The organism is Castellaniella hirudinis (genome assembly GCF_047468865.1).
In the GTDB taxonomy this organism is placed as follows: domain Bacteria; phylum Pseudomonadota; class Gammaproteobacteria; order Burkholderiales; family Burkholderiaceae_B; genus Castellaniella; species Castellaniella hirudinis_A.
Map to the genome: position 1 here is coordinate 311,100 of NZ_JBLGTV010000002.1, position 24,066 is coordinate 335,165.

Annotated in this window: 26 protein-coding genes and 1 riboswitch; of the genes, 8 read left to right on the forward strand and 18 right to left on the reverse strand. The window is 65.4% G+C overall.

Annotated features, from left to right (window positions below):
* Nucleotides 1-24 precede the first annotated feature (24 nt).
* A complete protein-coding gene (gene leuA / locus ACMHYJ_RS05005; protein ID WP_414245103.1) occupies nt 25-1,728 on the reverse strand; it encodes a 2-isopropylmalate synthase in 1,704 nt (567 codons plus the stop codon).
* 389 nt (nt 1,729-2,117) lie between these two features.
* On the opposite strand from leuA, the gene ACMHYJ_RS05010 reads away from it, so the two are divergent.
* Complete coding sequence (locus tag ACMHYJ_RS05010; protein ID WP_414245104.1) at nt 2,118-3,164, forward strand: hypothetical protein; 1,047 nt, start codon at nt 2,118-2,120, stop codon at nt 3,162-3,164.
* Nucleotides 3,165-3,204: 40 nt separating this feature from the next.
* Here ACMHYJ_RS05010 and ACMHYJ_RS05015 read toward each other — a convergent pair whose 3' ends face one another.
* The 6 genes from ACMHYJ_RS05015 to ACMHYJ_RS05040 all read right to left on the reverse strand — a co-directional run bounded on the left by ACMHYJ_RS05015 (nt 3,205) and on the right by ACMHYJ_RS05040 (nt 5,476).
* Nucleotides 3,205-3,492 carry a helix-turn-helix domain-containing protein gene (locus ACMHYJ_RS05015; RefSeq protein WP_414245105.1) on the reverse strand — a complete coding sequence of 96 codons (288 nt, stop codon included), beginning with the start codon at nt 3,490-3,492 and terminating at the stop codon, nt 3,205-3,207.
* Nucleotides 3,479-3,811, reverse strand: a complete 333-nt coding sequence (locus tag ACMHYJ_RS05020; protein WP_414245106.1) for a type II toxin-antitoxin system RelE/ParE family toxin — start codon at nt 3,809-3,811, stop codon at nt 3,479-3,481. Before ACMHYJ_RS05020 ends, ACMHYJ_RS05015 begins: the two co-directional genes overlap by 14 nt.
* Before the next feature lie 180 nt (nt 3,812-3,991).
* Nucleotides 3,992-4,270 (reverse strand): BrnA antitoxin family protein, encoded by a 279-nt coding sequence (locus ACMHYJ_RS05025; protein ID WP_414245107.1) that lies wholly within the window; start codon nt 4,268-4,270, stop codon nt 3,992-3,994.
* A 4-nt stretch (nt 4,271-4,274) separates the two neighbouring features.
* Nucleotides 4,275-4,583, reverse strand: coding sequence for a transcriptional regulator (locus ACMHYJ_RS05030; RefSeq protein ID WP_414245108.1), 309 nt, complete (start codon nt 4,581-4,583; stop codon nt 4,275-4,277).
* Between the two features lie 253 nt (nt 4,584-4,836).
* Nucleotides 4,837-5,055 (reverse strand): BrnA antitoxin family protein, encoded by a 219-nt coding sequence (locus ACMHYJ_RS05035; protein ID WP_414245109.1) that lies wholly within the window; start codon nt 5,053-5,055, stop codon nt 4,837-4,839.
* Nucleotides 5,036-5,476 carry a MarR family winged helix-turn-helix transcriptional regulator gene (locus ACMHYJ_RS05040; RefSeq protein WP_414245110.1) on the reverse strand — a complete coding sequence of 147 codons (441 nt, stop codon included), beginning with the start codon at nt 5,474-5,476 and terminating at the stop codon, nt 5,036-5,038. The genes ACMHYJ_RS05035 and ACMHYJ_RS05040 overlap by 20 nt, the downstream gene beginning before the upstream one ends.
* A gap of 73 nt (nt 5,477-5,549) precedes the next feature.
* Here ACMHYJ_RS05040 and ACMHYJ_RS05045 point away from each other — a divergent pair, with 73 nt between their 5' ends.
* Entirely contained in the window at nt 5,550-6,338 is a 789-nt protein-coding gene (locus ACMHYJ_RS05045) for a siderophore-interacting protein (RefSeq protein ID WP_414245111.1), read from the forward strand.
* A gap of 94 nt (nt 6,339-6,432) precedes the next feature.
* On the opposite strand, the gene ACMHYJ_RS05050 is transcribed toward ACMHYJ_RS05045, so the two are convergent.
* From ACMHYJ_RS05050 to ACMHYJ_RS05065, 4 genes are all read right to left on the reverse strand, one after another.
* Entirely contained in the window at nt 6,433-7,731 is a 1,299-nt protein-coding gene (locus tag ACMHYJ_RS05050) for a TRAP transporter large permease (protein ID WP_414245112.1), read from the reverse strand.
* Entirely contained in the window at nt 7,724-8,233 is a 510-nt protein-coding gene (locus ACMHYJ_RS05055) for a TRAP transporter small permease (protein ID WP_414245113.1), read from the reverse strand. The genes ACMHYJ_RS05050 and ACMHYJ_RS05055 overlap by 8 nt, the downstream gene beginning before the upstream one ends.
* Nucleotides 8,234-8,249: 16 nt before the next feature.
* Nucleotides 8,250-9,284, reverse strand: a complete 1,035-nt coding sequence (locus ACMHYJ_RS05060; RefSeq protein ID WP_414245114.1) for a TRAP transporter substrate-binding protein — start codon at nt 9,282-9,284, stop codon at nt 8,250-8,252.
* A 279-nt stretch (nt 9,285-9,563) separates the two neighbouring features.
* Nucleotides 9,564-10,235, reverse strand: coding sequence for a GntR family transcriptional regulator (locus ACMHYJ_RS05065; protein ID WP_414245115.1), 672 nt, complete (start codon nt 10,233-10,235; stop codon nt 9,564-9,566).
* A gap of 71 nt (nt 10,236-10,306) precedes the next feature.
* Here ACMHYJ_RS05065 and ACMHYJ_RS05070 point away from each other — a divergent pair, with 71 nt between their 5' ends.
* The 3 genes from ACMHYJ_RS05070 to ACMHYJ_RS05080 are packed head-to-tail and all read left to right on the forward strand — an operon-like array spanning nt 10,307 to nt 14,504.
* Nucleotides 10,307-11,071 (forward strand): LamB/YcsF family protein, encoded by a 765-nt coding sequence (locus ACMHYJ_RS05070; RefSeq protein WP_414245116.1) that lies wholly within the window; start codon nt 10,307-10,309, stop codon nt 11,069-11,071.
* Nucleotides 11,068-12,738, forward strand: a complete 1,671-nt coding sequence (locus tag ACMHYJ_RS05075) for a 5-oxoprolinase/urea amidolyase family protein (RefSeq protein ID WP_414245117.1) — start codon at nt 11,068-11,070, stop codon at nt 12,736-12,738. Before ACMHYJ_RS05070 ends, ACMHYJ_RS05075 begins: the two co-directional genes overlap by 4 nt.
* Nucleotides 12,738-14,504 (forward strand): acetyl/propionyl/methylcrotonyl-CoA carboxylase subunit alpha, encoded by a 1,767-nt coding sequence (locus tag ACMHYJ_RS05080; protein ID WP_414245203.1) that lies wholly within the window; start codon nt 12,738-12,740, stop codon nt 14,502-14,504. Before ACMHYJ_RS05075 ends, ACMHYJ_RS05080 begins: the two co-directional genes overlap by 1 nt.
* 276 nt (nt 14,505-14,780) lie before the next feature.
* Here ACMHYJ_RS05080 and ACMHYJ_RS05085 read toward each other — a convergent pair whose 3' ends face one another.
* Both ACMHYJ_RS05085 and ACMHYJ_RS05090 read right to left on the reverse strand, forming a co-directional pair.
* Complete coding sequence (locus ACMHYJ_RS05085) at nt 14,781-15,887, reverse strand: PLP-dependent cysteine synthase family protein (RefSeq protein ID WP_414245118.1); 1,107 nt, start codon at nt 15,885-15,887, stop codon at nt 14,781-14,783.
* On the reverse strand, nt 15,884-16,438 hold the full coding sequence (locus ACMHYJ_RS05090; protein ID WP_414245119.1) for a hypothetical protein: 555 nt from the start codon (nt 16,436-16,438) through the stop codon (nt 15,884-15,886). The genes ACMHYJ_RS05085 and ACMHYJ_RS05090 overlap by 4 nt, the downstream gene beginning before the upstream one ends.
* A gap of 18 nt (nt 16,439-16,456) precedes the next feature.
* Here ACMHYJ_RS05090 and rpoN point away from each other — a divergent pair, with 18 nt between their 5' ends.
* The 3 genes from rpoN to bfr all read left to right on the forward strand — a co-directional run bounded on the left by rpoN (nt 16,457) and on the right by bfr (nt 18,735).
* Complete coding sequence (gene rpoN, locus ACMHYJ_RS05095; RefSeq protein ID WP_414245120.1) at nt 16,457-17,797, forward strand: RNA polymerase factor sigma-54; 1,341 nt, start codon at nt 16,457-16,459, stop codon at nt 17,795-17,797.
* A gap of 79 nt (nt 17,798-17,876) precedes the next feature.
* Entirely contained in the window at nt 17,877-18,131 is a 255-nt protein-coding gene (locus ACMHYJ_RS05100) for a bacterioferritin-associated ferredoxin (RefSeq protein WP_414245121.1), read from the forward strand.
* Nucleotides 18,132-18,270: 139 nt separating this feature from the next.
* Nucleotides 18,271-18,735 carry a bacterioferritin gene (gene bfr, locus ACMHYJ_RS05105; RefSeq protein ID WP_414245122.1) on the forward strand — a complete coding sequence of 155 codons (465 nt, stop codon included), beginning with the start codon at nt 18,271-18,273 and terminating at the stop codon, nt 18,733-18,735.
* A gap of 106 nt (nt 18,736-18,841) precedes the next feature.
* Here bfr and ACMHYJ_RS05110 read toward each other — a convergent pair whose 3' ends face one another.
* The 5 genes from ACMHYJ_RS05110 to ACMHYJ_RS05130 form a co-directional block, all read right to left on the reverse strand.
* Nucleotides 18,842-20,131 (reverse strand): LLM class flavin-dependent oxidoreductase, encoded by a 1,290-nt coding sequence (locus ACMHYJ_RS05110; protein ID WP_414245123.1) that lies wholly within the window; start codon nt 20,129-20,131, stop codon nt 18,842-18,844.
* 9 nt (nt 20,132-20,140) lie between these two features.
* On the reverse strand, nt 20,141-20,920 hold the full coding sequence (locus ACMHYJ_RS05115) for a 3-oxoacyl-ACP reductase (RefSeq protein WP_414245124.1): 780 nt from the start codon (nt 20,918-20,920) through the stop codon (nt 20,141-20,143).
* 50 nt (nt 20,921-20,970) lie between these two features.
* A riboswitch (TPP riboswitch) is annotated at nt 20,971-21,062 on the reverse strand.
* Nucleotides 21,063-21,099: 37 nt separating this feature from the next.
* The gene (locus tag ACMHYJ_RS05120; RefSeq protein ID WP_414245125.1) at nt 21,100-21,720 is read right to left on the reverse strand and encodes a hypothetical protein; all 621 of its coding nucleotides are present in this window, start codon (nt 21,718-21,720) and stop codon (nt 21,100-21,102) included.
* A gap of 57 nt (nt 21,721-21,777) precedes the next feature.
* Entirely contained in the window at nt 21,778-23,385 is a 1,608-nt protein-coding gene (locus tag ACMHYJ_RS05125; RefSeq protein WP_414245126.1) for a peptide chain release factor 3, read from the reverse strand.
* 17 nt (nt 23,386-23,402) lie between these two features.
* Nucleotides 23,403-24,035, reverse strand: coding sequence for a LysE family transporter (locus ACMHYJ_RS05130; RefSeq protein ID WP_414245127.1), 633 nt, complete (start codon nt 24,033-24,035; stop codon nt 23,403-23,405).
* Nucleotides 24,036-24,066: the final 31 nt, after the last annotated feature.

A 24,066-nucleotide genomic window follows, 5' to 3' on the forward strand; every position in this document is an offset into this window, starting at 1 on the left:
CACGGCTGCGGCCCGGCTTTTGGCTCAGGCGGCCACCGAGCTGCGGATGGGCAGCGCCTTGCCGCTGGCGGCGTGGCGGTTGACGGCGCTGAGGATGGCCAGGAAGGACGACGTCACGATGTCTTCGTGGATGCCTACCCCATAGCCGCCGGCTTCGTCGCCGATGCGGATTTCCACATAGGATGCCGCGCGGGTGTCTGTGCCGGTGCCGATGGCGTGTTCCTGGTAGTCCATGATGCGGGCTTCGATGCCCAGGGCGTCGACAAAGGCGGAAATCGCGCCGTCGCCCTGGCCGGACAGGTTGCGGGTCTGGCCGTCGGCCTGGATTTCGACTTCGATCATGAACTGTTTCTGGCCGGTGGTCTTGGGGCTGCCGGTGATGCGGTGGCGCACCAGCTGCCAAGGCGTGTCGCGTTCCAGATATTCGCGGGCGAAGATGTCGTATACCGCCTGGGGCGTGACTTCGCTGCCGGTTTCGTCGGTGACGCGCTGGATGGCGCGGCTGAATTCAATCTGCAGGCGGCGCGGCAACACCAGACCGTGTTCTTGTTCCAGCAGGTAGGCCACCCCGCCTTTGCCCGACTGGCTGTTGACGCGGATGACGGCGTCGTAGCTGCGGCCCAGATCGGCAGGGTCGATGGGCAGGTAGGGGACTTCCCAGACGGCGTCCGGTTTCTGGATGGCGAAGCCTTTTTTGATGGCGTCCTGGTGCGAACCGGAAAAGGCCGTGAAGACCAGGTCGCCCGCATAGGGGTGGCGCGGATGGATGGGCAACTGGTTGCAGTCTTCCACGCAGCGGCGCACTTCGTCGATGTCGGAGAAATCCAGCCCCGGATGGATGCCCTGCGTGTACAGATTGAGCGCCAGAGTGACCAGATCGACGTTGCCGGTGCGTTCGCCATTGCCGAACAGGCAGCCTTCGATGCGGTCGGCCCCGGCCATGACGGCGAATTCGGCGGCGGCCACGGCGGTGCCCCGGTCGTTGTGCGGGTGCACGCTGAGGACGATTTTTTCACGCTGCGCCAGGTTGTGGTGCATCCATTCGATCTGGTCGGCGTACAGGTTGGGCGTGGTGGCCTCGATGGTGGCCGGCAGGTTGAGAATGATCTTGTCTTCGACCGTGGGCTGCCAGGTATCGACCACGGCATTGCAGACTTCCAGGGCGAAATCGGGTTCGGTCGTGCTGTAGACTTCCGGCGAGTATTCGTAGCGCCAGTGGGTTTCCGGGTGCTTGGCGATTTCGGCCTTGACGATCTTGGTGCCCTCGACGGCCACGTTGCGCACTTCGTCGCGGCTCATGTTGAAGACGATTTTGCGGAAAGCGGGCGCACACGCGTTGTACATATGGACGATGGCGTGTTTGGCCCCGGCCAGCGCCTGCACGGTGCGGGGGATCAGGTCGTCGCGCGCCTGGGTCAGGCCGATGATGGTGACGTCATCCGGGATGCGGTTTTCGTCGATCAGCTTGCGGACAAAGTCGTAGTCGGTCTGGGATGCGGAAGGAAAGCCGACTTCGATTTCCTTGAAGCCGATTTTGACCAGTTGATCGAAGAATCGCAGCTTGCGATCCACGCTCATGGGTTCGATCAGGGCTTGGTTGCCATCGCGCAGGTCGGTGCTCATCCAGATGGGTGGCGTGGCGATGCGCCGGCTGGGCCAGGTGCGTTGGTTGTAATCCTGGGCGAACGGGACGAACGGAGTGTATTTGGAAGCGGGGTTCTTGATCATGAGGATACCTGTCTTGGGCGAAGTCCGGATCGCGGACTAAAGGGGATCGCGGGATGGCGAAACTGTGGCTTGCAATAGGCTGCCGAACTGCCACGCGGCGCTAGGCCCGGCAACCGATCGGTAGGTGTAGCAGGCCCGACGAGGCAATGGAAAGACGCGCAGGCGCGCCGTGCGGCGCGGCCCCTGGCAGACGCACGAACCCGGCCGCAGGCGACTGCGGGCTGGACGGGACAAGTGCGTTGAGTATGTTCATAATGTGTAAGTCGAACATATTTATGGGTTTTTTGCAAGTGCCAAATGTCGGAAAAATAGGCACAATGCGCGCGTATTTTGCATTCAACATGGTGTCAGGTTTGTCGCCGGGGTGTCGGCGGCCTGCGGAGAGCGTTATGAACAGACAGGTGCTGCAGTTGGCTTCGGCCTACATGAGCGTGATTATTGGCGGCGGGTTCGCCTCGGGGCAGGAAGTCCTGCAGTTTTTCACGAATTTTGGCCTGTGGGGGGTGGCGGGCACTCTGGTGGCCGGGCTGCTTTTTGCGTTCTTGGGGATGCAGGTGGCGCGCATCGGCACGCAATTGCAGGCGCATTCGCACAAGGTGGTGCTCAAGGCCATTTTCGGCGAACGCGCAGGCTCCATCATCGATTTGGCGCTGATTTTCTTTTTATTCGGGGTCGGCGTGGCCATGCTGGCGGGGACGGGCTCGCTGTTTCGCGAGCACTTCGGCCTGCCCCTTCTGGCGGGCGGGCTGTTCATGACCGTGCTGGTGTCGCTGACGCTGTGCCTGCATGTGCAGCGCATCGTGGATTTGATCAGCTCGGTGACCCCTTTGCTGCTGGCCCTGGTGATTGTGCTGGTGATCTATGCCCTGTTGCGTAGTGATACGAGCATCGAAGAATTGAACACGCTGGCGCTGGCCCAGACCGACCGGGCGGCGCCCAACTGGTTCATGGGCGGCCTGCTGTATGCCTCGTTCAACATCGCGGTGGGCTTTCCTTTGTTGGCGGTTTTGTCGGGTAGCAGCAACAATCTGCGCAATACCACCCGGGGCGGCATCCTGGGCGGTGTGGGCCTGGGGGTGCTGATCCTGCTGCTGAACATTGGGCTGTTTTCTACGTTGGATCAGATTCAGGGGGCGGAGATGCCGACGGTGCTGCTGGCCAAGACGCTGAACCCCTGGCTGGGTTGGCTGATGATGGTGTCGTTGTGCTGCATGATCTACAGCACGGCGGTGGGGATGTTTTTTGCCTTCAGCGCGCGCTTTGCCGAGCCGGCGACGCCGAAATTCCGGGTGATCAGCATTGTATCCACCTTCGTGGGGCTGGGGCTCAGTTTTGCCGGCTTCACGACGCTGGTGGGGACGGTGTATCCGCTGCTGGGGTACTTGGGGATTGCGCTGATCGTTGGTGTGGCTGTGTATTGGTGGCGCAAGCGCTGAGTTTCTCGACTCGACCATCCAGCCCAAAAGCACCTGAGCTTCACACCAGCCGCACTTCCAGCTTCTTGCCCAGCGCGGCGGCGTATTTTTGCAATGTGGCGACCGATGGAGAGTGCTTGCCAGTAATCAGCGAGTTTTCCAGTCGGGCGACAGCGGGAGCTTTTGTTCCCATGCGTTCGGCAACCTGTGCTTGAGTCAGCCCGGCTTCGGATCGGGCCTTGAGGATGAGGTCAAGCATAGGCATTTCGTTCCGCTCGATTCGCTCATACTCGGCGCGCACGGCGGGCTTGTTCAGCATTTGTGCCTTCAGTTGTTCATGAGTGAGCATTTTTAACCTCTTTCAGTCGGTTTTCCGCAGTACGACGCTCTGCGGGCGGCGTCTTGTCGGTCTTCTTGATGAAGCTATGCAGCATCACGATTCGCCGGCCGACCAGCGTGCAATAGAAAACCCGGGCAATTCCTTCCGCCCCTTTCAGACGTAACTCAAACAGGCCGCTGCCAAATGGCTTGGTGTGCGGCTCGCCCAGGTTTGGGCCGTGTGCCTCCATCCGGTCGGCGAGACTGATGTACCGTGCTTGCAGGGTATCGGGCAGCGCCATGATGTCAGCCTGCACGGTCTCGCTGTAGTAGTGGATGGTGTAGGGCATGGAAGAATAATAACAAATATGTTATCAAACAGACAAGGGCTGCGTGGCGCTGAAGGAACGGAGGTGGGAATGAGGACGATCCTTCGGTATCGCCTTTTTCTTTGATGCCCGCCCAGCCCCAAACCACAAAGCGCCCCTAGAGGCGCTTTTTTGGACAGCAAGGCAGCATAGCAAGCCTTCCTATGGACGGCGATGCACCTGTAGCCACTCGCGCAGCGCGTCATTCGCCCTGGTCTGCCAGCCTTTGCCGGTGGCCCGCAAGCCTTCCAGAACGTCGGGATCAAGGCGGATGGTCGTAGGAATCTTGTGTACAGTGGCTGTGGAGCCCGCTGGCCGGCCACGACGGCGGGCCTGGATTGCTTCGGGCGTGTGTACACGGGTATGCTCGCCGCTTTTGGCCTGCCGGACAGACTCCAGCAGATCGCGTTCAAATTGGCTCAGTTCGTTGGTATTGGGCATGGTGTCACCCCACAAGTTTGCGCAGTTCCTTTAGGAATGCTGGTGAAAGATTATCAGTGGTCGATTTGGGATACACAATCAACAGGCTGACCGTTCCGTCGGCCAGCGTCGTGTAGTAAATGACCCGCACGCCGCCACGCTTGCCGGTGCCTGCGCGGCTCCATCGGACTTTGCGCAGAGGAGTGGCGCCAGGGATGACATCCCCCGCCTCGGGATTCTGTGCAATCCAGTCGATGAATGCTTCGCGCTCACCATCACCCCAAACGGCGTTCGCGTAATGCTGAAATATAGGGGTTTCGATGACGGTAAGCATGAATTGATTGTATTAACAATAAATCATGTAGGCAAGAATTAATTGTTAGTACATTGGGTGGGAGGATTTCGATCGGTTCGGCCAGGACATCCCCACAGGTCTCTGGCCGCCCAGTCCCATGGGCGGCGCGAAAGACTGGTGCGACGACGCTTTTTGGGACTTGTGCACAGATCGGCAAATGGGCATGCAAGCGGGCCGAGTCAGCTACGCATCGGCCAGGCTGTATTGCCAGAGTTTGTTGGGATGTGAGCGGTCAAACCCGATGCGCCCGCAGCCATTCGCGCAGGACGTCGTTTGCGCGGGTCTGCCATCCTTTGCCGGTGGTCCGCAAGCCTTCCAGAACGTCTGGATCAAAGCGGATGGTGACTTGCACCTTGACGGGCGCTTCAGGCGTTTTGTTCATGGCGGCGTACCTCTCGTTGGTTGGCCTTGCGCAGGCTGATGACGCGGATTCAGGTTTGGTTTTCGGCACTGTCGCACGCCTGCCGCAGCAGCGTCAGCAGCTGCGTCTGCGCTGACGGCGGACAGTCCCGCAGCAGGTCGGCCGCCACGGATTCCTGGCGTCTGCGCAGTTGCGCGAAAAGCGCTTCGCCCTGCGCGCTCAGGCGCAGGCAGCGCACACGCTTGTCGCTTTCGCTGGCGCTGCGCGTCAGCCAGCCGTGTGCCTCAAGATGGGCCAGAAGGCGCGCCATCTGGGCCTTGTCGGCGTGGCTGTGTTCCACCAGGTCTCTTTGCGTGAGGCCCGGCTGTCGGCCCGCGTGCATCAGGATGCGCATTTCGTTCAAGGTCAGATCTGGATGCACGGTTTCCATGGCTTTGCGCATGCATGCGCGGAACCGGTGCAGCAATTCGTGCAGCCGGTCGAAGACCTCGATGGACTGTGATGGGTTCATGGCAAATCCATATAGTTGACTAAGTCAACTTAAAAGAACAATAATAGTAGACTTTAACAACGAACACAGAGATATGTCTACGAAAGAAAAGAACCTCATCCAGCGCGTGCGCCATCCGTTCCGCGCCCGGCATGTGCAATTGCTCGCGCGCGAGTCCGTCAGCCCGGGTTTCGTCCGCCTGACGCTGGGCGGCCCGGAATTGCATGATTTTGTTAGCGCGGGTTTCGACGATCACGTCAAACTCATCCTGCCGCAGGCGGGACTGGAAAAGCCCAATCTCCCCACCATGGTCGATGGCCGGCCGCACGTCGAGGCGCCGCGCCCCGTCATGCGGGACTACACGCCGCTGTGTTTCGATCCGGCTGGCCAGACGCTGCTGATGGATTTTGCGATTCACGGCACGGGGCCGGCGGCCGACTGGGCGCTTGGCGCCCCGATCGGCCAATGGCTGGGGCTGGCCGGCCCGCGCGGCAGCATGCTGCTGCCCGCCGATCTGCAATGGCATTGGCTGCTGGGCGACGAGACAGCTGTGCCGGCGATCGAGCGCCGCCTGGCGGAACTGCCTGCGGGGACACGCGCCGTGGTGCGGGTGCAATTGAGCGACCCGGCCGACCGGCGCGCTTGGCGCAGCGCTGCGGATCTGGATCTGCAATGGGTGGATTCGCTGGCCGAGGCGGCCGACGCGCTGGAAATTCCGCAGGGCGCTGGCTTCATCTGGGCCGCCGGCGAGAACCGTGCCATGGCCGCGCTGCGCAAGCAGTTGCTCGCCAAGCCAGGCGCCGATCCCCGCCGCATGCGGATTGCCTCGTACTGGAAACAGGGAGAGGCGGGGCACCATGAGGAGATCGGCGCCGGCGGTTGAGGTGTGCCGTATTTTCCGCCGATGCGCGCCGCATCGTCCTGGCCCCGGCGGTCGGGAGCCCGCCGCGCGCGGGTTCTCGACGGGGCCGGTTGCGCTACATATGGCCGGGCAGCCAGGTGGCCAGTTCGGGGAAATACCACAGGATGAAAAGCATGAGCATCATCAGGCCGAAATAGGGAGCGCAGACCCGGGCCAGGTAGGTGATCTCTTTGCCGGTCATGCTTTGCAGCACGAACAGGTTGAACCCCACCGGCGGTGTGATCTGGGCGGTTTCCACGGTGATGACCAGGAAGATGCCGAACCAGATCGGGTCGATACCGGCCGCCTGGATGATGGGCAGCACCACGCCCATGGTCAGGACGATGGTGGAAATACCGTCCAGGAAGCAGCCCAGCACGATGTAGAAGATGCCGAGGACGACGAGCAGCATGCCGGGCGACAGATTGAGACCGCCGACGAACTCGGCCAACTGGCGGGGCAGGCCGATGTAGCCCATGGACAGCGTCATGAAGGCGGCACCCGACAGGATCAGGGCGATCATGCAGTACAGGCGTGTCGCCCCCAGCAGGGAATCGCGGAACGACTGCCAGTTCAGGGACTTTTGCCAGGCCGACAGCAGGAAGGCGCCGATCACGCCGATAGCGGCGGATTCGGTGGCTGTGGCGATGCCCGTATAGATGCTGGCGACCACGCCCAGGATCAGCAGCACAACGGGAATCAGCTGGTGCGATTCACGCAGCTTGTCGCGCAGGGGCAGGTGGCCTTCCGCTGATTCCGGCACGCGGTCGGGATGCAGCAGCGCCCAGCCGGCGATCCAGCCGCCGAACAGCAGCGCCAGCAGCACGCCGGGCACAACGCCGGCGATAAAGAGCTTGGCGATCGAGGTTTCGGCCGCCACGCCGTAGACGATCAGGATGATCGACGGCGGGATCAGCAGGCCCAGGGTGGCGGGGCCGCCCAGCGAGCCGATGATCTGCGCGTCGGGGTAGCCCCGTTTGCGCAGTTCGGGCAGGTTCATGCGGCCCACTGTGACGCAGGTGGCGGCCGAGGAACCGCAGACCGAGGCGAAGATCGTGCAGCCCAGCACGTTGGTGTGCAGCAGGCGGCCGGGCAGACGGTTGACCCAGGGCGCCAGGCCGCGGAACAGGTTTTCCGACAAGTTGGTGCGGTAGAGGATTTCGCCCATCCAGATGAACAGCGGCAGGGCGGTCAGTGTCCAGCTGCTGGCGCTGCTCCAGATGGTCATGGCCATGGCGTCGCCGGCCGGCCGGCTGGAGAACAGTTCCATGCCGAACCAGGCCACGCCCGCGAGGGTCAGGCCGACCCAGACGCCGCCGCTCAACAGGGTCAGCAAGACGACGATCAGAATGATGCCGACGGTGATTTCACTCATGATGCGGTTCCTCGCCAGTCTGGGCCGAAACGCGCTTTCCGAGGAGCTCCAGGCAGAACTCGTCGAGGAAGGCGATGAAGAAGATCAGGGTGCCGAGCGCCATGGAGATCTGCGGGATCCACAGGGGCGTGGCGTCGATGCCGGTGGAGATGTCCTGGAAATCCCAGGACTGCCAGACCAGGCGGGCCGAATACAGGGCCAGGAAACTGGACAGCAGCACGGCGATGGCCAGGGCGATGAGTTCCAGCACCCGCCGCTTGGCGCCCTTGAGCATGCCCAGCACCAGGGTGACGCGGATGTGTTCGCCCTTTTTCAAGGTGCTGGCCAGGGCCATGAATCCCGCGCCGGCCATCAGGTAGCCGGCGTAGGAATCGATGCCGCCCACGGGAAAGCCGGCCAGGCGGCCTGCGATGGAATAACTGACCATCAGCAGCACGCCGATCATGCCCAGGCCGGCGATCCAGCCGCTGCCGGTGTATAGGCCATCGAGGAATTTGCGCATGGCGGGCTCCGGGGGATCAGTTGGCGGTCGTGGCTTGCTGGATCATGCGGGCGTTCGCCCCCTGGCCGAGGGCGCGCATCCGGCCCGAGGCGTCCAGGACTTCCTTGCCTTCGGCGCCGGCGGTATTCAGCCATTCACGGATGACGGTCTGGCCGATTTCGACCAGTTCGGACTTGAGTTGGGGGGTGGGTTCGTCGACCTGCATGCCGTTTTCCTTGAGCTTGGCGATGGAGTCCTCGTCGACCTTGCGGGATTCTTCCCAGCCGCGTTTTTCTGCGGCGGCGGCCGCCTGACGGACGGCTTCCTGGGTGGCCGGGCTCAATGACTCGAAGGCGCGCTTGTTGGCGACCACGGCGTTCTTGGGAATCCAGGCCTGGACGTTGGTGTAGTGCTTCAGGTTTTCGTAGAGCTTGTTGTCCGCCCCGGTGGCGCTGGAGGTGATCAGGCCGTCGACCACGCCCGTGGCCAGCGCTTGGGACAGTTCGGCTTCTTGAACCGTGACCGGTTGTGCGTCGATCAATTCGCCGATGCGCGCCGTGGTCGGGCTGTACACGCGCCATTTCAGGCCTTTGAGATCTGCGGCCGACTGGATTGGCTTGTTGGTGTAGATGCCCTGCGGCGGCCAGGCCACGGCATACAGCAGCACCATGCCTTGCTGATCCAGCTTCTTTTCCAGCAGCGGGCGCTGGGCCTGGTACAGCTTCCAGGCTTCGTCGTAGTTGCTGACCAGGAAGGGCAGACCGTCCAGGCCGAACACCGGCCATTCATTCTGGAAGCTGACCATGAAGAATTCGCCCGCCTGGGCCTGGTTGCCCTGCACGGCGCGCTTGATTTCGGGCATCTTGAACAGGGATGCGCCCGAGTGGACGGTGATCTTCAGATCCCCTTGGGTCGCCTGATCGACATCCTTGGAAAACTGGGCGAGATTTTTCGAATGGAAATTGAAGGCGGGGTAGGCCGAGGCGAGATCCCACTGTGTGGCGGCCTGCGACTGGAAGGAGAGGCCGAGGCCGGCGATCAGGGCGGTGGCAAAGAGAGTACGGCGCTTCATGGAGGACTCCTGGAAAACGATCGTGGAACATTGCCCGGCAGGCCGGCGACGGTGCGGTCTCAGACACCGGCCATTGGCAATGGCGTGTGACAAAGATAGAGCATCCATAATCGGCAGTCGATTAGGGTTTTCAACAATAATGTTGGTTTTGTAGTTGATTTATTCTCTAGTCGTTCATTTTATATTTTTAATTGTTGAACAATAATGACGAGAAATCCACAAAAAGGCCGAAGCGCCCGCCTGCAAGGGCGGCGCCGGGGGGTACGGTGCGATGAGCCGTCAGTCGACGTGGGCGGAATACACGGACAGCACCATGCGTTCGGATTGGATCAGGTAGCTTTCCAGGTTGCGCGCCGCCGTTGCCGTGTCGCCCAGGTCGAACAATTCCAGCAGGCGGCTGTTCAGGTCGACGAAGGGCGCATGCAGATATTCGGGATCGTCCAGCAGGCCGAAGGCCAGCCGCAGTTCGGCGGAGATGTCGGCGAACATCGCCGACAGGCGCACACTGTCGGCCAGCGCCACGATGGCGGCATGGAACATCATGTTGGCCGACCCGACTTCGAGCCAATCGCCGGCGTCGCGCATGCGGCGGGCCTGTTCCATGGCCTGTTCCATGCGTTTGTGGGCGGGATGGCGCGGCCAGGCCTGCGCCAGTGCCTGGCATTCGATCAGGCGGCGAACCCGGTAGATGTCGATGATGTCGGCGATAGAGGGCACCACCACCGAGACCCCGCGATTGGGCTCGTGGCGCAGCAGCCCCTCTTTGGACAGGATTCGGAAGGCTTCGCGCAAGGTGTTGCGCGAAACTTCCAGCTGCTCGCTCAGGCCTGCCTCGGACAGACGCTGCCCGGCCCGAAGCTGGCCGTGGATGAGCTGCTGGCGAATGGTTTCCGCCACCGTGTCGGTCAGACTCAGCGTGGCGCTGGGATTGGGATAATGGCGAGTATGCATGAGAAGCCCCGAAAATTCAGCCAGGATCGTTCAACGATCTGCGGCGTATTTTGCAATGATAAGGAACGCACATGGATTTGAACAGCGATCTGGGTGAAAGCTTTGGCGCCTGGCGCATGGGCGATGACGCCGCCATGCTGGACATCGTCACCAGCGCCAACGTGGCTTGCGGTTTTCATGCCGGGGATCCGGCCGGTATGCTGGACACCCTGCGCGCGGCGGCCGCGCGCGGCGTGGCGATCGGGGCGCACGTGGCCTATCCCGATCTGGCGGGCTTTGGCCGACGCAACATGGATCCTTCCAGCCGCGAACTGGTGGCGGACGTGATCTACCAGATCGGCGCCCTGCGGGGCCTGGCCGCGGCGGCGGGTGCCCGCGTGACCTACGTCAAGCCGCATGGCGCTTTGTACAACACCATTGCGCGCGACGAACGCCAGGCGTCGGACGTCATCGCCGCGCTGCTGGCGCTCGACCCCGGCCTGGTTCTGATGGGGCTCGCCGGCTCGCCCTTGTTGGACTGGGCGCAGGCCCGCGGTCTGCGCGTCGTGGCCGAAGCTTTCGCGGATCGGGCCTATGCGCCGGACGGCGCGCTGGTGTCGCGCCGCGAGGCCGGCGCCGTGCTGCACGACCCCGACCAGGTCGCCGAGCGCATGCTCGACCTGGTTCGCACGGGCGAAATCACCGCCATCGATGGCAGCCGCGTGCGCCTGCGGGCCGATTCCATCTGCGTGCACGGCGACAGCCCGGGGGCTGTGGCCATGGCGCGCGCGGTGCGGCGGCGGTTGGAGGCGGCTGGCGTGACCCTGGCGCCGTTTGCCGGGGAGCGGCTTTCATGATCATGCCGCGCTGCCTGCCCGCCGGCGATGGCGCCGTGCTGGCGGAACTCCGCTCCCTGGACGAAACGCTGGCCTTGTTCCAGGCGCTCGGCCGGCGGCCGGCCGGTGTGGAGGATGTCGTGCCCGCCGCGCGCACGCTGCTGGTGCTGTTTCGCCCGTCCGCGCTGTCGGCGAGGGATGTGGCCGACTGGCTGCGGCGGACTGCGGCCGCCTTGACGGCTGTCTCTGATGACGCATCGGGCGCGCCGCTCGCCGCTTCCGATGCGCGGCTGGTAGAGATCCCCGTGCGCTATGAGGGCGAGGATCTGGACGAGGTCGCCGCGCTGCTCGGGCTGACGCGCGCCGAGTTGATCGAGCGCCACACCGGCAGCGACTACCTGGCGGCTTTCGCGGGCTTCGCGCCGGGCTTCGTTTACCTGGCGGGCGGCGATCCCTGTTTCCACGGCATCCCCCGGCGGGCCGCGCCGCGTGTGCGCGTTCCTGCGGGATCCGTGGCCGTGGCGGGGGACTTCAGCGCCGTGTATCCCTCCGACAGCCCCGGCGGCTGGCAATTGCTGGGCGTGACGCCCTGGCGGATGTGGGACATGGAGCGGGTCGAACCAGCGTTGGTGCGACCCGGTTTTCGCGTGCGTTTCCGCGACCTGGAAGCTGCCGGTGCCGCTTATAGTCTGCCTGGCGAAAACGCCTGCCCGCCGGCCGACGGCGCGGTCAAGGCCGCGTCCATGGGGCCTGCGGCCGCTGCCGCGCCGTCGGCTTGCTTTGAAGTGCTGTCCGCCGGGACGCAAACCCTGGTGCAGGATCTGGGCCGCCCCGGCTTGACCGGCATGGGCGTGTCGCTGTCCGGGGCGCTGGATCGGGGCGCGTTGCGCGCCGCCAACCGGATCGTCGGCAATCCGGCTGATGCGCCCGTGCTGGAAAACGCCCTGGGCGGACTGCGCCTGGCGTGCCGAGGACGGGCCGTTGTGGCCATCACCGGCGCCCAGGCGCAGATCCATCTGACGACGGCGGGAGGTGTCCGTCTTCCCGCCGCTTCGGGCCAGCCGCTGGCGCTCGACGATGGCGACGAACTGCGGATCGGTGCCCCGGGCGCCGGCGTGCGCTGCTACGTGGCCGTGAGGGGCGGCTGGGACGTGGCGCCCGTGCTGGGCAGCTGCGCCACCGACACGCTGGCGGGCATCGGGCCGGCACCGCTGCGTTCAGGCGACCGGTTGCGGGTGGGCACGGCCCCGGGCGGCGTGCGCCCCAGCGCCGTCCTGGCCGATGCCGCTGCACCGCCGCCTCCGCCCCGGAGAGGCGCGCTCGTTGTTTTGGATATCGTCCTGGGGCCGCGTTCGGACTGGTTTTCCCCGGCGGCGCTCGACCTGCTCGCCCAGCAGGAGTGGACGGTCACGCCCCAATCGGATCGGGTCGGCATGCGTCTGACCGGGCCCGAGCCACTGACGCGCAGCCGCCAGGGCGAGCTGCCCAGCGAGGGCACTGTGGCCGGCGCCATCCAGGTGCCGGCCAGCGGCCAGCCAGTCCTGTTCCTGGCCGACCATCCGCTGACTGGCGGCTACCCGGTGATTGGCGCGGTCGTCGGCCGCGACCTGGATCGCGCCGCCCAAATTCCCGTGGGCGCCCGCCTGCGCTTCCGGCCCACCGGGCCCTTCAAGGAAATCTTGCCATGATCCGTAAAGTCTTGATCGCCAACCGGGGCGAGATCGCCGTGCGCATCGCGCGCGCCTGCGCCGATTATGGCGTGCGCTCGATTGCCGTGTACGCCGACGACGACGCCGATGCGCTGCATGTGCGCCAGGCCGACGAGGCCTGGGCGTTGGCGGGCCGCCGGCCCGCCGAAACCTACTTGAACATCGACAAGCTGCTGGCCGTCGCCAAGCGCTCCGGGGCCGACGCCGTTCATCCGGGCTACGGGTTTTTGTCCGAGCGGGCGGAATTCGCGCGCGCCGTGATCGAAGCCGGCCTGGCCTGGATCGGCCCCCCGCCCGAAGCCATCGAGGCGCTCGGCGACAAGGTGGCCGCGCGGCGGATCGCCCAGGCCGTGGGCGCGCCGCTGGTGGCGGGCACGGAGGGGCCGGTCGCCAGCGGCATCGAAGCCCTGGCCTTCGCCGAGGCGCACGGCCTGCCCATCGCCATCAAGGCGGCGTTTGGCGGCGGCGGGCGCGGCCTGAAGGTGGCCTGGCGGCTGGACGAGGTGGCCGAACTGTATGAATCCGCCGTGCGCGAAGCCACGGCGGCCTTCGGCCGGGGAGAGTGCTTCATCGAGCAGTTTCTCGATCGGCCGCGCCATATCGAGGCACAGGTGATCGCCGATGCCCACGGGCGGGTGGTGGTGCTGGGTGACCGCGATTGCTCGCTGCAGCGGCGCAACCAGAAGCTGGTCGAAGAAGCCCCCGCCCCTTTCCTTTCAAACGAGCAGCGCGCCCGCATCCACCAGGCCGCGCGCGATATCTGCGCCCGGGCCGGCTACGTCGGCGCGGGGACGGTCGAGTTCCTGCTGGCGCGTGATGGCCGCATTTCCTTCCTGGAGGTCAATACCCGCCTGCAGGTCGAGCATCCCGTGACCGAAGAAACCGCCGGTCTGGATCTGGTGGTGGAGCAATTGCGCATCGCCGATGGCCTGCCGCTGTCGATCGAGTCCACGCCCGCGCCGCGTGGGCACAGCTTGGAGTTCCGCATCAATGCCGAAGATCCGGGGCGCGGTTATCTGCCGACGCCGGGACTCGTCGCGCTTTTCGCGCCGCCTTCGGGGCCGGGCGTGCGCATCGACAGCGGCGTGGTGTCCGGTTCGCGGGTGCCGGGCGTATTCGATTCCCTGCTGGCCAAGCTGATCGTGAGCGGCGCGACGCGGGAACAGGCCCTGGCCCGCGCGCGCCGCGCACTGCGGGAATTCGAGATCGAAGGCGTCGCGTCTGTCCTGCCCTTTCACCGCGCCGTGGTTGACCAGGCCGATTTCATTGGCCAGCAAGGCTTTGGCGTGCATACACGCTGGATCGAAACGGAGTTCGCCGTCGATCTGGCCGACGCGCCCAGGCCCCCGGTGCAGGCAGGTGCGCCGCTGCGGCGCACCTTCGTCGAAATCGATGGCCGCCGCGTGTCTCTGGGGCTGCCGGCGGACATGCTGGGCGTGGCGCCGGCGATTGGCGTCGTGACGGGCGGCATGGCCTCCGACGTCGATGACCGTCCCTCGGATATCGTGTCCCAGGCCGCTCCCGGCACGGTGACGGCGCCGATCGCCGGCACGCTGCTGTCCTGGCGGGTTCAGGCGGGCGCGACGGTCGAGGAGGGGCAGGTGCTGGCTGTGATGGAAGCGATGAAGATGGAAGCGCAGGTGCTGGCGCCCATCGCGGGCGTGCTGCGCCAGGCGGTGGCGGCGGGCGCTTTTGTCGAGGCCGACGCACCGCTGGGGCGGATCGAAGGGGTGCGGCACGCCTAGTGTCCTGTTTGGTTAGTTCGTGTATTCAGATTCGGATGCATGGGCTTGTCAGACAAGGCGCAAACCGCAGCGATAGCCGGTGCTATCGCGAGGATTTGCAACGCAGTATGGCGAGCCCAGGCACCGAAGATGAGTATTTGAATTAGCCAAACAGGACACTAGTGCCCTGAGCGAGCCGACGCGCCGTGTAGCCCACGCGGCGGCGGACGGGGCGGCCTTCCCCAAGACCGGGGCCGTCCGGCCGTAGATGCCGGGACGGGGCTGTCCCCGCCCCCCTTACAGCAACGCCCCCGCCCCGCTGTCCAGGAACGCCTCGATCCGGCCGCGCCAGTCGGCGATGTCGAACCCCTGGGCCTGCAGCCAGTCGTCGTTGTAGTACGTGGTGGCGTAGCGGTCGCCGCTATCGCAGATCAGCGTGACGATGGAGCCGGTTTCGCCGCGCTGGCGCATGCGGGCGGCCAGACTGAGCACCCCCATGAAATTGGTGCCGGTGGACCCGCCCACGCGCCGGAACAGTCGGGCAGACAGCACGTGGGCCGCCGCGATGGAGGCCGCGTCGGGGATGCGGATCATCTCGTCGATGACGCCGGGGATGAAGGAGGGCTCGACCCGGGGGCGGCCGATGCCTTCGATGCGCGAGCCTCGCGCCGTGATGTTCAGGTCGCCGCTTTGCCACGCGTCGTAGAAGGCGGAGCCTTCGACGTCGGCCACGCACAGGCGGGTGTCGAGGTTGCGGTAGCGGATGAAGCGGCCGATGGTGGCGGAGGTGCCGCCCGTGCCCGCGCTCATGACCACCCAGCGGGGGACGGGGCTGGGTTCGCCCGACATTTGCCGGAAGATGCTGTCGGCGATGTTGTTGTTGCCGCGCCAGTCGGTGGCGCGCTCGGCGTGGGTGAATTGATCCAGGTAATAGCCCCTGGTGTCGTCGGCGATGGCCTGGGCCACGGCGTAGATTTCATGGGCGTGATCGACGAAATGGCAGTGGCCGCCGAAGCATTCGATGGCCTGGATTTTCTGCTGGCTGGTGGATTTGGGCATGACCGCGGTGAAGGGCAGGCCCAGCAGGCGGGCGAAATAGGCTTCGGAGACAGCGGTGGACCCGGAGGAGGCTTCGACCAGGGTCGTGTGCCGCCGGATGCGGCCATTGCAGATGCCGTACAGAAAAAGCGAACGCGCCAGACGGTGCTTCAGACTGCCGGTGGGGTGGGTGCTTTCGTCCTTGAAGTAGATATCAATGCCCGGCAGGCCCGGAAAATCCGGTTTCACTAGATGGGTGTCGGCGGAGCGCCGGCCATCGGCTTCCAGGATGGTGATGGCGTGCCGTGTCCAATCGCGGTCGTCGGCGGACAGGGCTGAAGTCGGGTGGATGGCGGGTGCGGTCATGCGGGATCCTGTCGGCGGTTGCGGGCGTTTTTCAGGGTGGCCAGCTGCAGGGCGGCCTGCTGCAGGCGTCTGGCGCGCCCCCGGCCCAGTTCGTCGTGGGCCAGTTGCAGGTCGCCCACGCGCAAGGGGTCGTCCTGGGGCTGCCAGGCCCAGAGCAGCACGTCCAGGGCCGGCGCCGATAACTGCTGGGCCAGTTGCTGGAAGGCGGCCTCGTCCACGGCCTTGAAGCGGGCGTGGGTCATGATGCGGCGGATGGCCAGGGACACCAGCCAGGCCAGCATGATGGTGATCAGCGCCACCAGAGCCCACCAGAAATAAGGATTGTAGCGCTGCAGCAAGGCGGTGGCCTCGGCCCCGACCAAGTGGTTTCCGGCATAATCAATGCCATCGCCGAAGGCCAACAGGCGGTTGAGCAGGTTGTACCAGACCCAGATCACCAGGACCGCCACGGCGCTGGCCATGAGTTTGGCGGGGGCGGTCAATCGCAGCAGGATTTTGCGCAGCAAGGCGGAATCCTGGGGGCTGGGGGTTTGGAAGGTGTCCTGAGTCATGGTGTCATCGAGTTGAATATGCGTACACAAGCGTCCCTGGAACTGGGTCAGCACCAGCAGTTGGCGCTGACCCCGCAGCTGCGTCAGGCGCTGGGCCTGCTGCAGTGCTCGTCCCAGGAACTGGATCTGGAAATCGCCCGGGCCCTGGCGGAAAACCCGCTGTTGCAGCGCGACGAGGCCGTGCCCGATGCGGCGGCCGTCCAGGCGGAAATGCTGGCCCGCCACTGGGCGCGGCCCGCAAGCCGGACAGTACCGGATGATATGCCAGAATCACCCGCTGCGCAGACTCTGGCGGAACATTTGCTGCAGCAATTGCACACCACCCGGGCGTCGGTTCGGGATCAGTCGCTGGTTTCCCTATTGATCGGCGAGCTCGACGACCGAGGCCGCCTGGACTATGACCCGGCGGCGTACCGGGCCGTTCTGCCTACGGATTGGGACGTGCCGGACGAAGAATGGCTGGCCGCTTTGCGCTTGCTGCAATCTTTCGACCCGGCGGGCGTGGGCGCGCGCGATCTGGCGGAATGCCTGCGTCTGCAGCTGCGGGCGCGGGCCGCTGAATGGCCGGCCCCGGTGCTGGCGCTGGCGCTGCGGCTGACGCGGCACCTGGACGATTTGGCTGCCGGACGCTGGACCAAGCTGTGCGCCGCCCTGGCGTGCGACCGGGCGGCCCTGGAAGCGGCGCGGCAGGCGATCCTGCGTCTGGATCCACACCCGACCAGCGCCTGGGCGCAGGATGTCGCCGCGTATGTGGTGCCGGATATTTTGTTCTATGACACGGATCAGGGCTGGCGGGCCAGCCTGAATCCGGCGCTTGAGCCCCGGCTGCGGATTGCCCCCGACCTGCTGGCGCGGATCGAAGGGGATAGCCCGGCGCCGGGCCTGCGCGAGCCTTTGCAGCAGGCGCGTTTACTGATCCAGCAATTGGGGCAGCGGCGCCAGACCATTCTGCGCGTGGCCGAGTGCATTGCGCAGCGCCAGCAGGCGTTTCTCGATCAGGGGCGGGCGGCGCTGCGCCCCTTGGGGCTGCGCGATGTGGCCCAGGCGCTGGAGCTGCACGAATCCACGGTGTCCCGGGCAACGCGCTTGAAATACGCGCAAACCCCTTGGGGCGTGATCGAACTGAAGCAGTTTTTCGCCACGGGCGTGCAGACCGATGCGGGCGAAGACGCCTCGGCCCAGGCGGTGCAGGCCCTGATGCGCCGCCTGCTGGCAGATGAACGGCCCGAGAAGCCCTGGTCGGATGCGCGCCTGGCTGAACTGCTGGCCGGGCAGGGCATCGGCATCGCCCGGCGCACGGTGGCCAAGTACCGCGAAGCCATGGGGGTGCCGGCGGCCAGCTTGCGCAAAAAACGGTAACAGCGCTGCGCCGGCCCGCACTGTGAAGCGCGGTGAAAATAGCTTGCCAGCGTCTAAAAAAAACATGATAATGATTCGCATGTATATTTGTGTATGCAACGCGATCAGCGAGCGTCATGTCCAAGAGGCCATCGCCCAGGGGGCGAAGGATCTCGGCGATTTGCAGGCGCAGCTAGGGGTCGCCACCTGCTGCGGCCAATGCGCCGAGACCGCCACGGACTATCTGCCCGGTGGGCGGTACGCCACCGATGCGGCGCCCTCGTCGGCTGTCGGCCCGGATCAGGTGGTGCAGATTCCCCTGCTGGCCAGCACCGAAATCCGCCGCGTCGCCTGATTCCGGCCGTGCCCGGCCCCGTCACCCAGCCGCAGGTTTTGCCTGCGCCCGGGGCGTTCCCCTTTTTATGCGTGTGATTACCTGATAGCCTATGGGTTTGCAGCCCGAATATGTGTGGGCTGCTTGACAGGAGCACACCATGAAGGGCGACAAGACGGTTATCCGATATCTGAACCAGCAGCTCAAAAACGAGCTTTCCGCCATCAACCAGTATTTTCTGCATGCGCGCATGCTGCGCCATTGGGGCTACGAAAAACTGGGCAAGCACGAATACGACGAATCCATCGGCGAAATGAAGCACGCCGATCTGCTGATCCAGCGTATTTTCATGCTGGATGGCCTGCCCAATTTGCAAGATTTACATAAATTGCTGATCGGCGAAAACGTCCCCGAAATTCTGACGTGCGACCTGAAACTGGAAACCGCCGCCCAGGCGACCGTCAAGGAAGCCATGGCCTACTGTGAGTCCGTGCAGGACTACACCTCGCGCGATCTGTTCCAGGCCATCCTGAACGACACCGAAGAACACATCGATTGGCTGGAAACCCAGTTGGGCCTGGTCGATCAGCTGGGGCTGCACAATTACCTGCAGTCGCAGGTGTGATCCGCGCCCGGCCCCGCGCCTGGTCGGGCGCCGGGCCGGGCTGGCGCGCGCGGTGCGCAGGCGGGCGCGGCGCCAGCGCCTGACAGGTCTTGCGCTTATCCGCTGATTATTCGTCGAGGCCCAGGTGGCTTCTGAGCGTGCGGCCCCGGTATTCGCGTCTGAACAAGCCGCGCCGCTGCAAAATCGGCACCACCTGTTCGATGAAATCGTCCAGGCTGTGGGGCAGGGACGGCGGCATCAGGTTGAATCCGTCCGCGCCGCGCTGCACGAACCAATGTTCGATGTGGTCGGCGATCTGGTCGGGCGTGCCCACCACGGTGCAGTGCCCCCCGCCCGCCGCCAGGCGCCCCAGCAATTGGCGCACGGTGGGCTGTTCGGTTTCGATGATGCGCAGGATGGTGGCGTAGCGGCCCTTGGGGCCGGGGAAGTCCGCCAGCGCGGGCAGGGGCGGCACGGCCTCGTCCAGGGGCCAGTCGCCGCAGTCTTGGAAAATAAAGGATTCCAGCTGCCGCAGCGACGCGGCCACGGGCAGCAGCGCGTCCAGCGCCTGCTGCTTGGCGCGGGCCTCGGCCTGGCCGGCGGCCACATAGGTCACCAGCCCCGGCATGATGGGCACGGTGTCGGCGCGGCCCGCCGCGCCGACGCGGCGCTGGATGTCTTGGTAATAGGCCTGCGCGGCGGGCAGGTCGTGGGCCACGGCGTAGATGGCCTCGGCGTGGCGCGCCGCGAAGTCCCGGCCTTGCGGCGAGGCGCCGGCCTGGAATAAAACCGGCCGCCCCTGCGGGGGGCGCGGGACGGTCAGCGGCCCGTCCACCCGGAAGAAATCGCCGTGGTGATGGATCGCGTGCACGCGGCCGGGGTCGGCATACCGGCCCGCGCGGTCGCCCAGCAGGGCGTCGGCTTCCCAACTGTCCCACAGCGCCTTGGCCACGGTCACGAATTCCTCGGCCCGGGCGTAGCGCTGGGCATGATCCGGCATGGCCGCGTAGCCGTGGTTGCGGGCTTCGGCGTCGAACATCGAGGTGACGACGTTCCAGCCCAGGCGTCCGTGGCTGATGTGATCCAGCGAAGCCAGCAGACGGGCCGCGTGAAAAGGACTGTAGAACGTGCTGGACACCGTGCCGATCAGGCCGATGCGTTCGGTGGCCCGGGCGATGGCGGTCAGCGTGGTCAGGGGTTCGAGAAACCAGCGGGGGCCGTCTTCCAGGTGCTCGGCCGAATGACCGTCGGCCAGGAAGATGGCGTCCAGCTTGCCGCGTTCGGCCGTCTGGGCGATGGCCTCGTAATAGCGGATGTCGCCCAGCTGATCCACGCTGGAATCCGGGGCGCGCCAGGCGGCCCGGTGGTGGCCGCAGGCAAACAGGAAAACGTTCAGGTGCAGGCTGCGAGGGCTCATGGCGGTCTGTCAGTTTTTGACCAGGCCGCCATCGACGACCAGGTTTTGTCCGGTGACGGCGCGCGCCCAGGGCGAGGCGAAAAACAGGGCGGCGTCGGCCAGTTCGTCCGGGGTGACGACGCGGCGCAAGGGGGTGCTGGCGGCGATCAGGTCGAAGACGGCCTGGGGCGTGGCGGCCGAGGCGTCCGTGGTGTGCAGCAGGCCGCCCGAAATCATGTTGACGGTGATCCCCGCCGGGCCGAGATCCTGGGCCGCCGTGCGGGTCAGGGCCAGCAGGGCGGCCTTGGCGGCGGTGTAGTCGTGGTACGGCACCACCGGGTTCTGGAACAGGTTGGTGCCGATATTGATGATGCGCCCGAACCCCAGGGATTCCATGCCGGGCAGCGTGGCCTGGGTGGTGTTCAGCGCGCCTTGCACGGCCCCCATTTGGGCCGCCAGGGTATCCCAGGACAATTGCGCCAGTGTGGGACGGGCGTCGCCATTGAACTGGAAATTGGGCAGGGCATTGTTGACCACCGTGGTGATGGGGCCGCCGAAGCTGGCCTGGGCCTGGGCGGCCAGGCGCTGGATGGCCGCCGCGTCGCGGATGTCCGCCTGCAGGGCCAGGGCCTGGCCGGGCGCCTGGTCGGCCCGTTGCCGGGCGGCCGCCTGGCTGGTGTGGTAGTTGATGACGACGCGTGCGCCGGCCCGCAGGAAAGCGTCGACCAGGCTGGCGCCCAGGCCGCGTGCGCCGCCGGTGACCAGGACGATTTGCTGGTTCAGCGGGATGGAAGGATGATGAGTTGCCATGGATGTGCCCTGTAGAAAACGGCAGGGGCGCATCGGGATGCATGGCGATTGCCGGCATGCGGCGACATTCCTCCGCCGGTATGGTCCGGATCAGGTTCGGCGGGTGTTATCTCAGCCCCGAAGGGCACCCCGTGTCTGCAGGCCATACCATAGCATGGAACCGCGCGGCGGTCTGCGCGTCAGCGTTTGGCCGGGCAGTCGGGGGCCTTGCCCCAGGCGTGGTTGGGTTCGCAGTATTTGTTGCGGGCCGCCCAGGCGCAGGAGGGCCGCGAGAAGAACCCCAGGGCTTCGCAGGCTTTCAGCTCGGCCTGGAAGGCCGCCTGCCAGTTGGCGTCGGTGGGGACGTCGCCGGGCGGTGGCGGCGGCGGGGGAACGTCGACGGGCTGTACCACCTGGTTGTTGAGCAGGGTGTCGATGTTGGCGATGCCTTGCAGGCCGTTGTCGTCGGTCTGCCCCTGCGCGGCCAGGGCGATGGCTTCGTCCATGGTGATCGTGGTGGTGGCCAGGGCGATGGGGCGGTTTTCTTCCATCAGGGGGTGGGTTTGCAACTGCCAATCGACGGGTGGCGGCTGGCTGGGGACGCCCAGGCGGCCATTGGACAAGGGCTGTGGCGCCGAGGCCACAAAGGGCCGGCCATTGGCGTCCAGCACCGGGGTGTCGCCCAGCGTGCTGGTGGTTTCGGGCATTTGCTGCACCTGGGACGGGCTGTGGATGATCAGCCAGTCGCCCAGGCGCAGGCCGCCCCAGGCCGAGGCGCCGGCGGCAAGCAGCAAGACGGCGATAATCAGACGCCAGGACATAAAGGCAACCCTTGGTCGGTCAATGCTTCGATGGCCTTATTGTATCGGATGCGGCCATCAGATCCCGGCGCCGAAAACGCGTCCGGCATGTTCGCGCATGGCGTGGAATTCGATGTCGGGGTAGCGTTCCTGGGCGACCCGCAACTGGGCGGGCGAACTGGCCAGGAAAGCCAGCGCGTCGACCACGTCGGTGGCGATGTTGGCGGGGTTGGCATCCATGAATTTCTTCAGGGCCTTGGGGTCTTTGCTGGTGATCCAGCGGGCCAGACTGTAACGCGACGGCATCAGGCGGGCCTCGACCCCGTATTCGGTTTTCAGGCGGTGGGCGACCACTTCAAACTGCAGCTGGCCCACGGCCCCCAGCAGCAGGGCGCCGCCGGCGGCCTCCGGGCGAAACACCTGGATGGCACCTTCCTCGCCCAGCTGGGTCAGGCCGGTGCGCAGTTGCTTGGTGCGCAGCGGGTCTTTGACTTCCACCGCCTGAAAGAGTTCGGGGGCGAAGAACGGCAGGCCGGTGAAGGTCAGGGATTCGCCTTCGGTCAGCACGTCGCCCAGCTGCAGCACCCCGTGGTTGGGGATGCCGATGATGTCGCCCGCGTAGGCTTCTTCGACGATTTCGCGGCGCTGCGATAAAAATGACACCACGTTGTTGGGCCGGATTTCTTTGTTGTTGCGCGCCACCTTGAGCCGCATGCCGCGCTGGAAATGCCCCGAACTGACGCGCACAAAGGCCACGCGGTCGCGGTGGGCGGGATCCATATTGGCCTGAACCTTGAAGACGACCCCGGTGAACTTGGTTTCGTCGGGCTGGACGGCGCGCTCCAGCGCCGGGCGCGGGCCGGGCGCGGGGGCCAGCTCGACCAGGGCGTCCAGGACTTCGCGCACGCCGAAGTTATTGATGGCCGAGCCGAAGAACACGGGTGTCTGGCGTCCCGCCAGGAAAGCGGCCGGATCGAATTCGGGGACGGCCCCGGTGATCAGGTCGATTTCTTCGTGGGCTTTGGCGTAGGCGTCCCCAAAGCGCTGCCGCAGCGCCGGGTTGTCCAGACCGTCGATGGTTTCATCGTCGTGGCGGTCGCGTTCGGCCCCGGGCCGGAAGACGCGCATGTGGTCGTGGCGGATGTCGAACACCCCGCCAAACTGCCGTCCCATGCCCACCGGCCAGGAGAACGGGATGGCGTCCATGCCCAGGTGGCCTTCGATCTCGGACAGCAGTTCCAGCGGTTCGCGCACTTCTCGATCCAGCTTGTTGATGAAAGTGATGATGGGCGTGTTGCGCGCGCGGCATACCTGCAGCAGGCGGATGGTCTGGGGCTCCACCCCGTTGCCGGCGTCGATCACCATCAGGGCGGCGTCCACCGCCGTCAATACCCGGTAGGTGTCCTCGGAGAAATCCTGGTGGCCCGGGGTGTCCAGCAGGTTGATGACGCAATCGCGGTACTCCATCTGCATCACGGACGAGGCCACCGAAATCCCGCGCTGCTTTTCGATTTCCATCCAGTCGGATGCGGCATGGCGGCTGGCTTTGCGTGCCTTGACGCTGCCGGCGATCTGGATGGCGCCTGCGAACAGCAGCAGCTTTTCGGTCAGGGTGGTCTTGCCCGCATCGGGGTGGGAAATAATGGCGAATGTGCGTCGGCGGGCGACTTCGGCGGTCAGGCTCATGGAAATAATCAGGTGGGTCAGCTTTTGTGGCTGAAAGTGGCCAGTACCGTGCCGGCCAGGATAAAGACAGAACCAAAGCCGCGGTTGAGCCAGCGGATGTGGCCGGGCCGCCGCAGCAGGCGCAAGATCTGCGAAGCCAGCGAAGTATAGCAACTCATGGCCACCAGGTCGGTGAAGGTCAGCGTGGCGCCGATCAGCACATATTGCAGCGCCAGGGGGCGGCCGAGATCCAGAAACTGCGGCACGACGGCCAGCAGGAACATCGTGCCTTTGGGGTTGGTGATGTTGACCAGGTAGCCGCGCAGCAGCTGGTCGCGGACAGGGTGTGCGCCGGTGTGGGGCCGGGCTTGCACGGCCACCGGGGCGGCGTCGGTGCGAAACTGCTTGACCCCCAGGTACACCAGGTAAGCGGCGCCCGTCCATTTGACGAGGGTGAAGGCGAGCTCGGAGGTGGCCAGCAGCGCCCCCACCCCGACGGCCACGATGAACAGCTGGCAGATAATGCCGGCCTGCAGGCCGATGATGGTCCAGAAGGCATGGCGAAAGCCGTATTTCAGGCCCGAGGCCATGGAGCAGATCGCCCCCGGCCCGGGCGAAAAGGAAATCGCCCAGGCGGCGGCGAAGAAAGCCAACCAGGTGGACAGGGCCATGGGGTGCTCCGGGGTGCGGTCTGGGGGGGGA

Excerpts from the sequence above, each read along its gene's own strand:
- leuA (WP_414245103.1), bottom strand. The coding sequence starts at position 1,728 with ATGATCAAGAACCCCGCTTCCAAATACACTCCGTTCGTCCCGTTCGCC.
- ACMHYJ_RS05010 (WP_414245104.1), top strand. The coding sequence starts at position 2,118 with ATGAACAGACAGGTGCTGCAGTTGGCTTCGGCCTACATGAGCGTGATT.
- ACMHYJ_RS05015 (WP_414245105.1), bottom strand. The coding sequence starts at position 3,492 with ATGCTCACTCATGAACAACTGAAGGCACAAATGCTGAACAAGCCCGCC.
- ACMHYJ_RS05020 (WP_414245106.1), bottom strand. The coding sequence starts at position 3,811 with ATGCCCTACACCATCCACTACTACAGCGAGACCGTGCAGGCTGACATC.
- ACMHYJ_RS05025 (WP_414245107.1), bottom strand. The coding sequence starts at position 4,270 with ATGCCCAATACCAACGAACTGAGCCAATTTGAACGCGATCTGCTGGAG.
- ACMHYJ_RS05030 (WP_414245108.1), bottom strand. The coding sequence starts at position 4,583 with ATGCTTACCGTCATCGAAACCCCTATATTTCAGCATTACGCGAACGCC.
- ACMHYJ_RS05040 (WP_414245110.1), bottom strand. The coding sequence starts at position 5,476 with ATGAACCCATCACAGTCCATCGAGGTCTTCGACCGGCTGCACGAATTG.
- ACMHYJ_RS05045 (WP_414245111.1), top strand. The coding sequence starts at position 5,550 with ATGTCTACGAAAGAAAAGAACCTCATCCAGCGCGTGCGCCATCCGTTC.
- ACMHYJ_RS05050 (WP_414245112.1), bottom strand. The coding sequence starts at position 7,731 with ATGAGTGAAATCACCGTCGGCATCATTCTGATCGTCGTCTTGCTGACC.
- ACMHYJ_RS05055 (WP_414245113.1), bottom strand. The coding sequence starts at position 8,233 with ATGCGCAAATTCCTCGATGGCCTATACACCGGCAGCGGCTGGATCGCC.
- ACMHYJ_RS05060 (WP_414245114.1), bottom strand. The coding sequence starts at position 9,284 with ATGAAGCGCCGTACTCTCTTTGCCACCGCCCTGATCGCCGGCCTCGGC.
- ACMHYJ_RS05065 (WP_414245115.1), bottom strand. The coding sequence starts at position 10,235 with ATGCATACTCGCCATTATCCCAATCCCAGCGCCACGCTGAGTCTGACC.
- ACMHYJ_RS05070 (WP_414245116.1), top strand. The coding sequence starts at position 10,307 with ATGGATTTGAACAGCGATCTGGGTGAAAGCTTTGGCGCCTGGCGCATG.
- ACMHYJ_RS05075 (WP_414245117.1), top strand. The coding sequence starts at position 11,068 with ATGATCATGCCGCGCTGCCTGCCCGCCGGCGATGGCGCCGTGCTGGCG.
- ACMHYJ_RS05085 (WP_414245118.1), bottom strand. The coding sequence starts at position 15,887 with ATGACCGCACCCGCCATCCACCCGACTTCAGCCCTGTCCGCCGACGAC.
- ACMHYJ_RS05090 (WP_414245119.1), bottom strand. The coding sequence starts at position 16,438 with ATGACTCAGGACACCTTCCAAACCCCCAGCCCCCAGGATTCCGCCTTG.
- rpoN (WP_414245120.1), top strand. The coding sequence starts at position 16,457 with ATGCGTACACAAGCGTCCCTGGAACTGGGTCAGCACCAGCAGTTGGCG.
- ACMHYJ_RS05100 (WP_414245121.1), top strand. The coding sequence starts at position 17,877 with ATGTATATTTGTGTATGCAACGCGATCAGCGAGCGTCATGTCCAAGAG.
- bfr (WP_414245122.1), top strand. The coding sequence starts at position 18,271 with ATGAAGGGCGACAAGACGGTTATCCGATATCTGAACCAGCAGCTCAAA.
- ACMHYJ_RS05110 (WP_414245123.1), bottom strand. The coding sequence starts at position 20,131 with ATGAGCCCTCGCAGCCTGCACCTGAACGTTTTCCTGTTTGCCTGCGGC.
- ACMHYJ_RS05115 (WP_414245124.1), bottom strand. The coding sequence starts at position 20,920 with ATGGCAACTCATCATCCTTCCATCCCGCTGAACCAGCAAATCGTCCTG.
- ACMHYJ_RS05120 (WP_414245125.1), bottom strand. The coding sequence starts at position 21,720 with ATGTCCTGGCGTCTGATTATCGCCGTCTTGCTGCTTGCCGCCGGCGCC.
- ACMHYJ_RS05125 (WP_414245126.1), bottom strand. The coding sequence starts at position 23,385 with ATGAGCCTGACCGCCGAAGTCGCCCGCCGACGCACATTCGCCATTATT.
- ACMHYJ_RS05130 (WP_414245127.1), bottom strand. The coding sequence starts at position 24,035 with ATGGCCCTGTCCACCTGGTTGGCTTTCTTCGCCGCCGCCTGGGCGATT.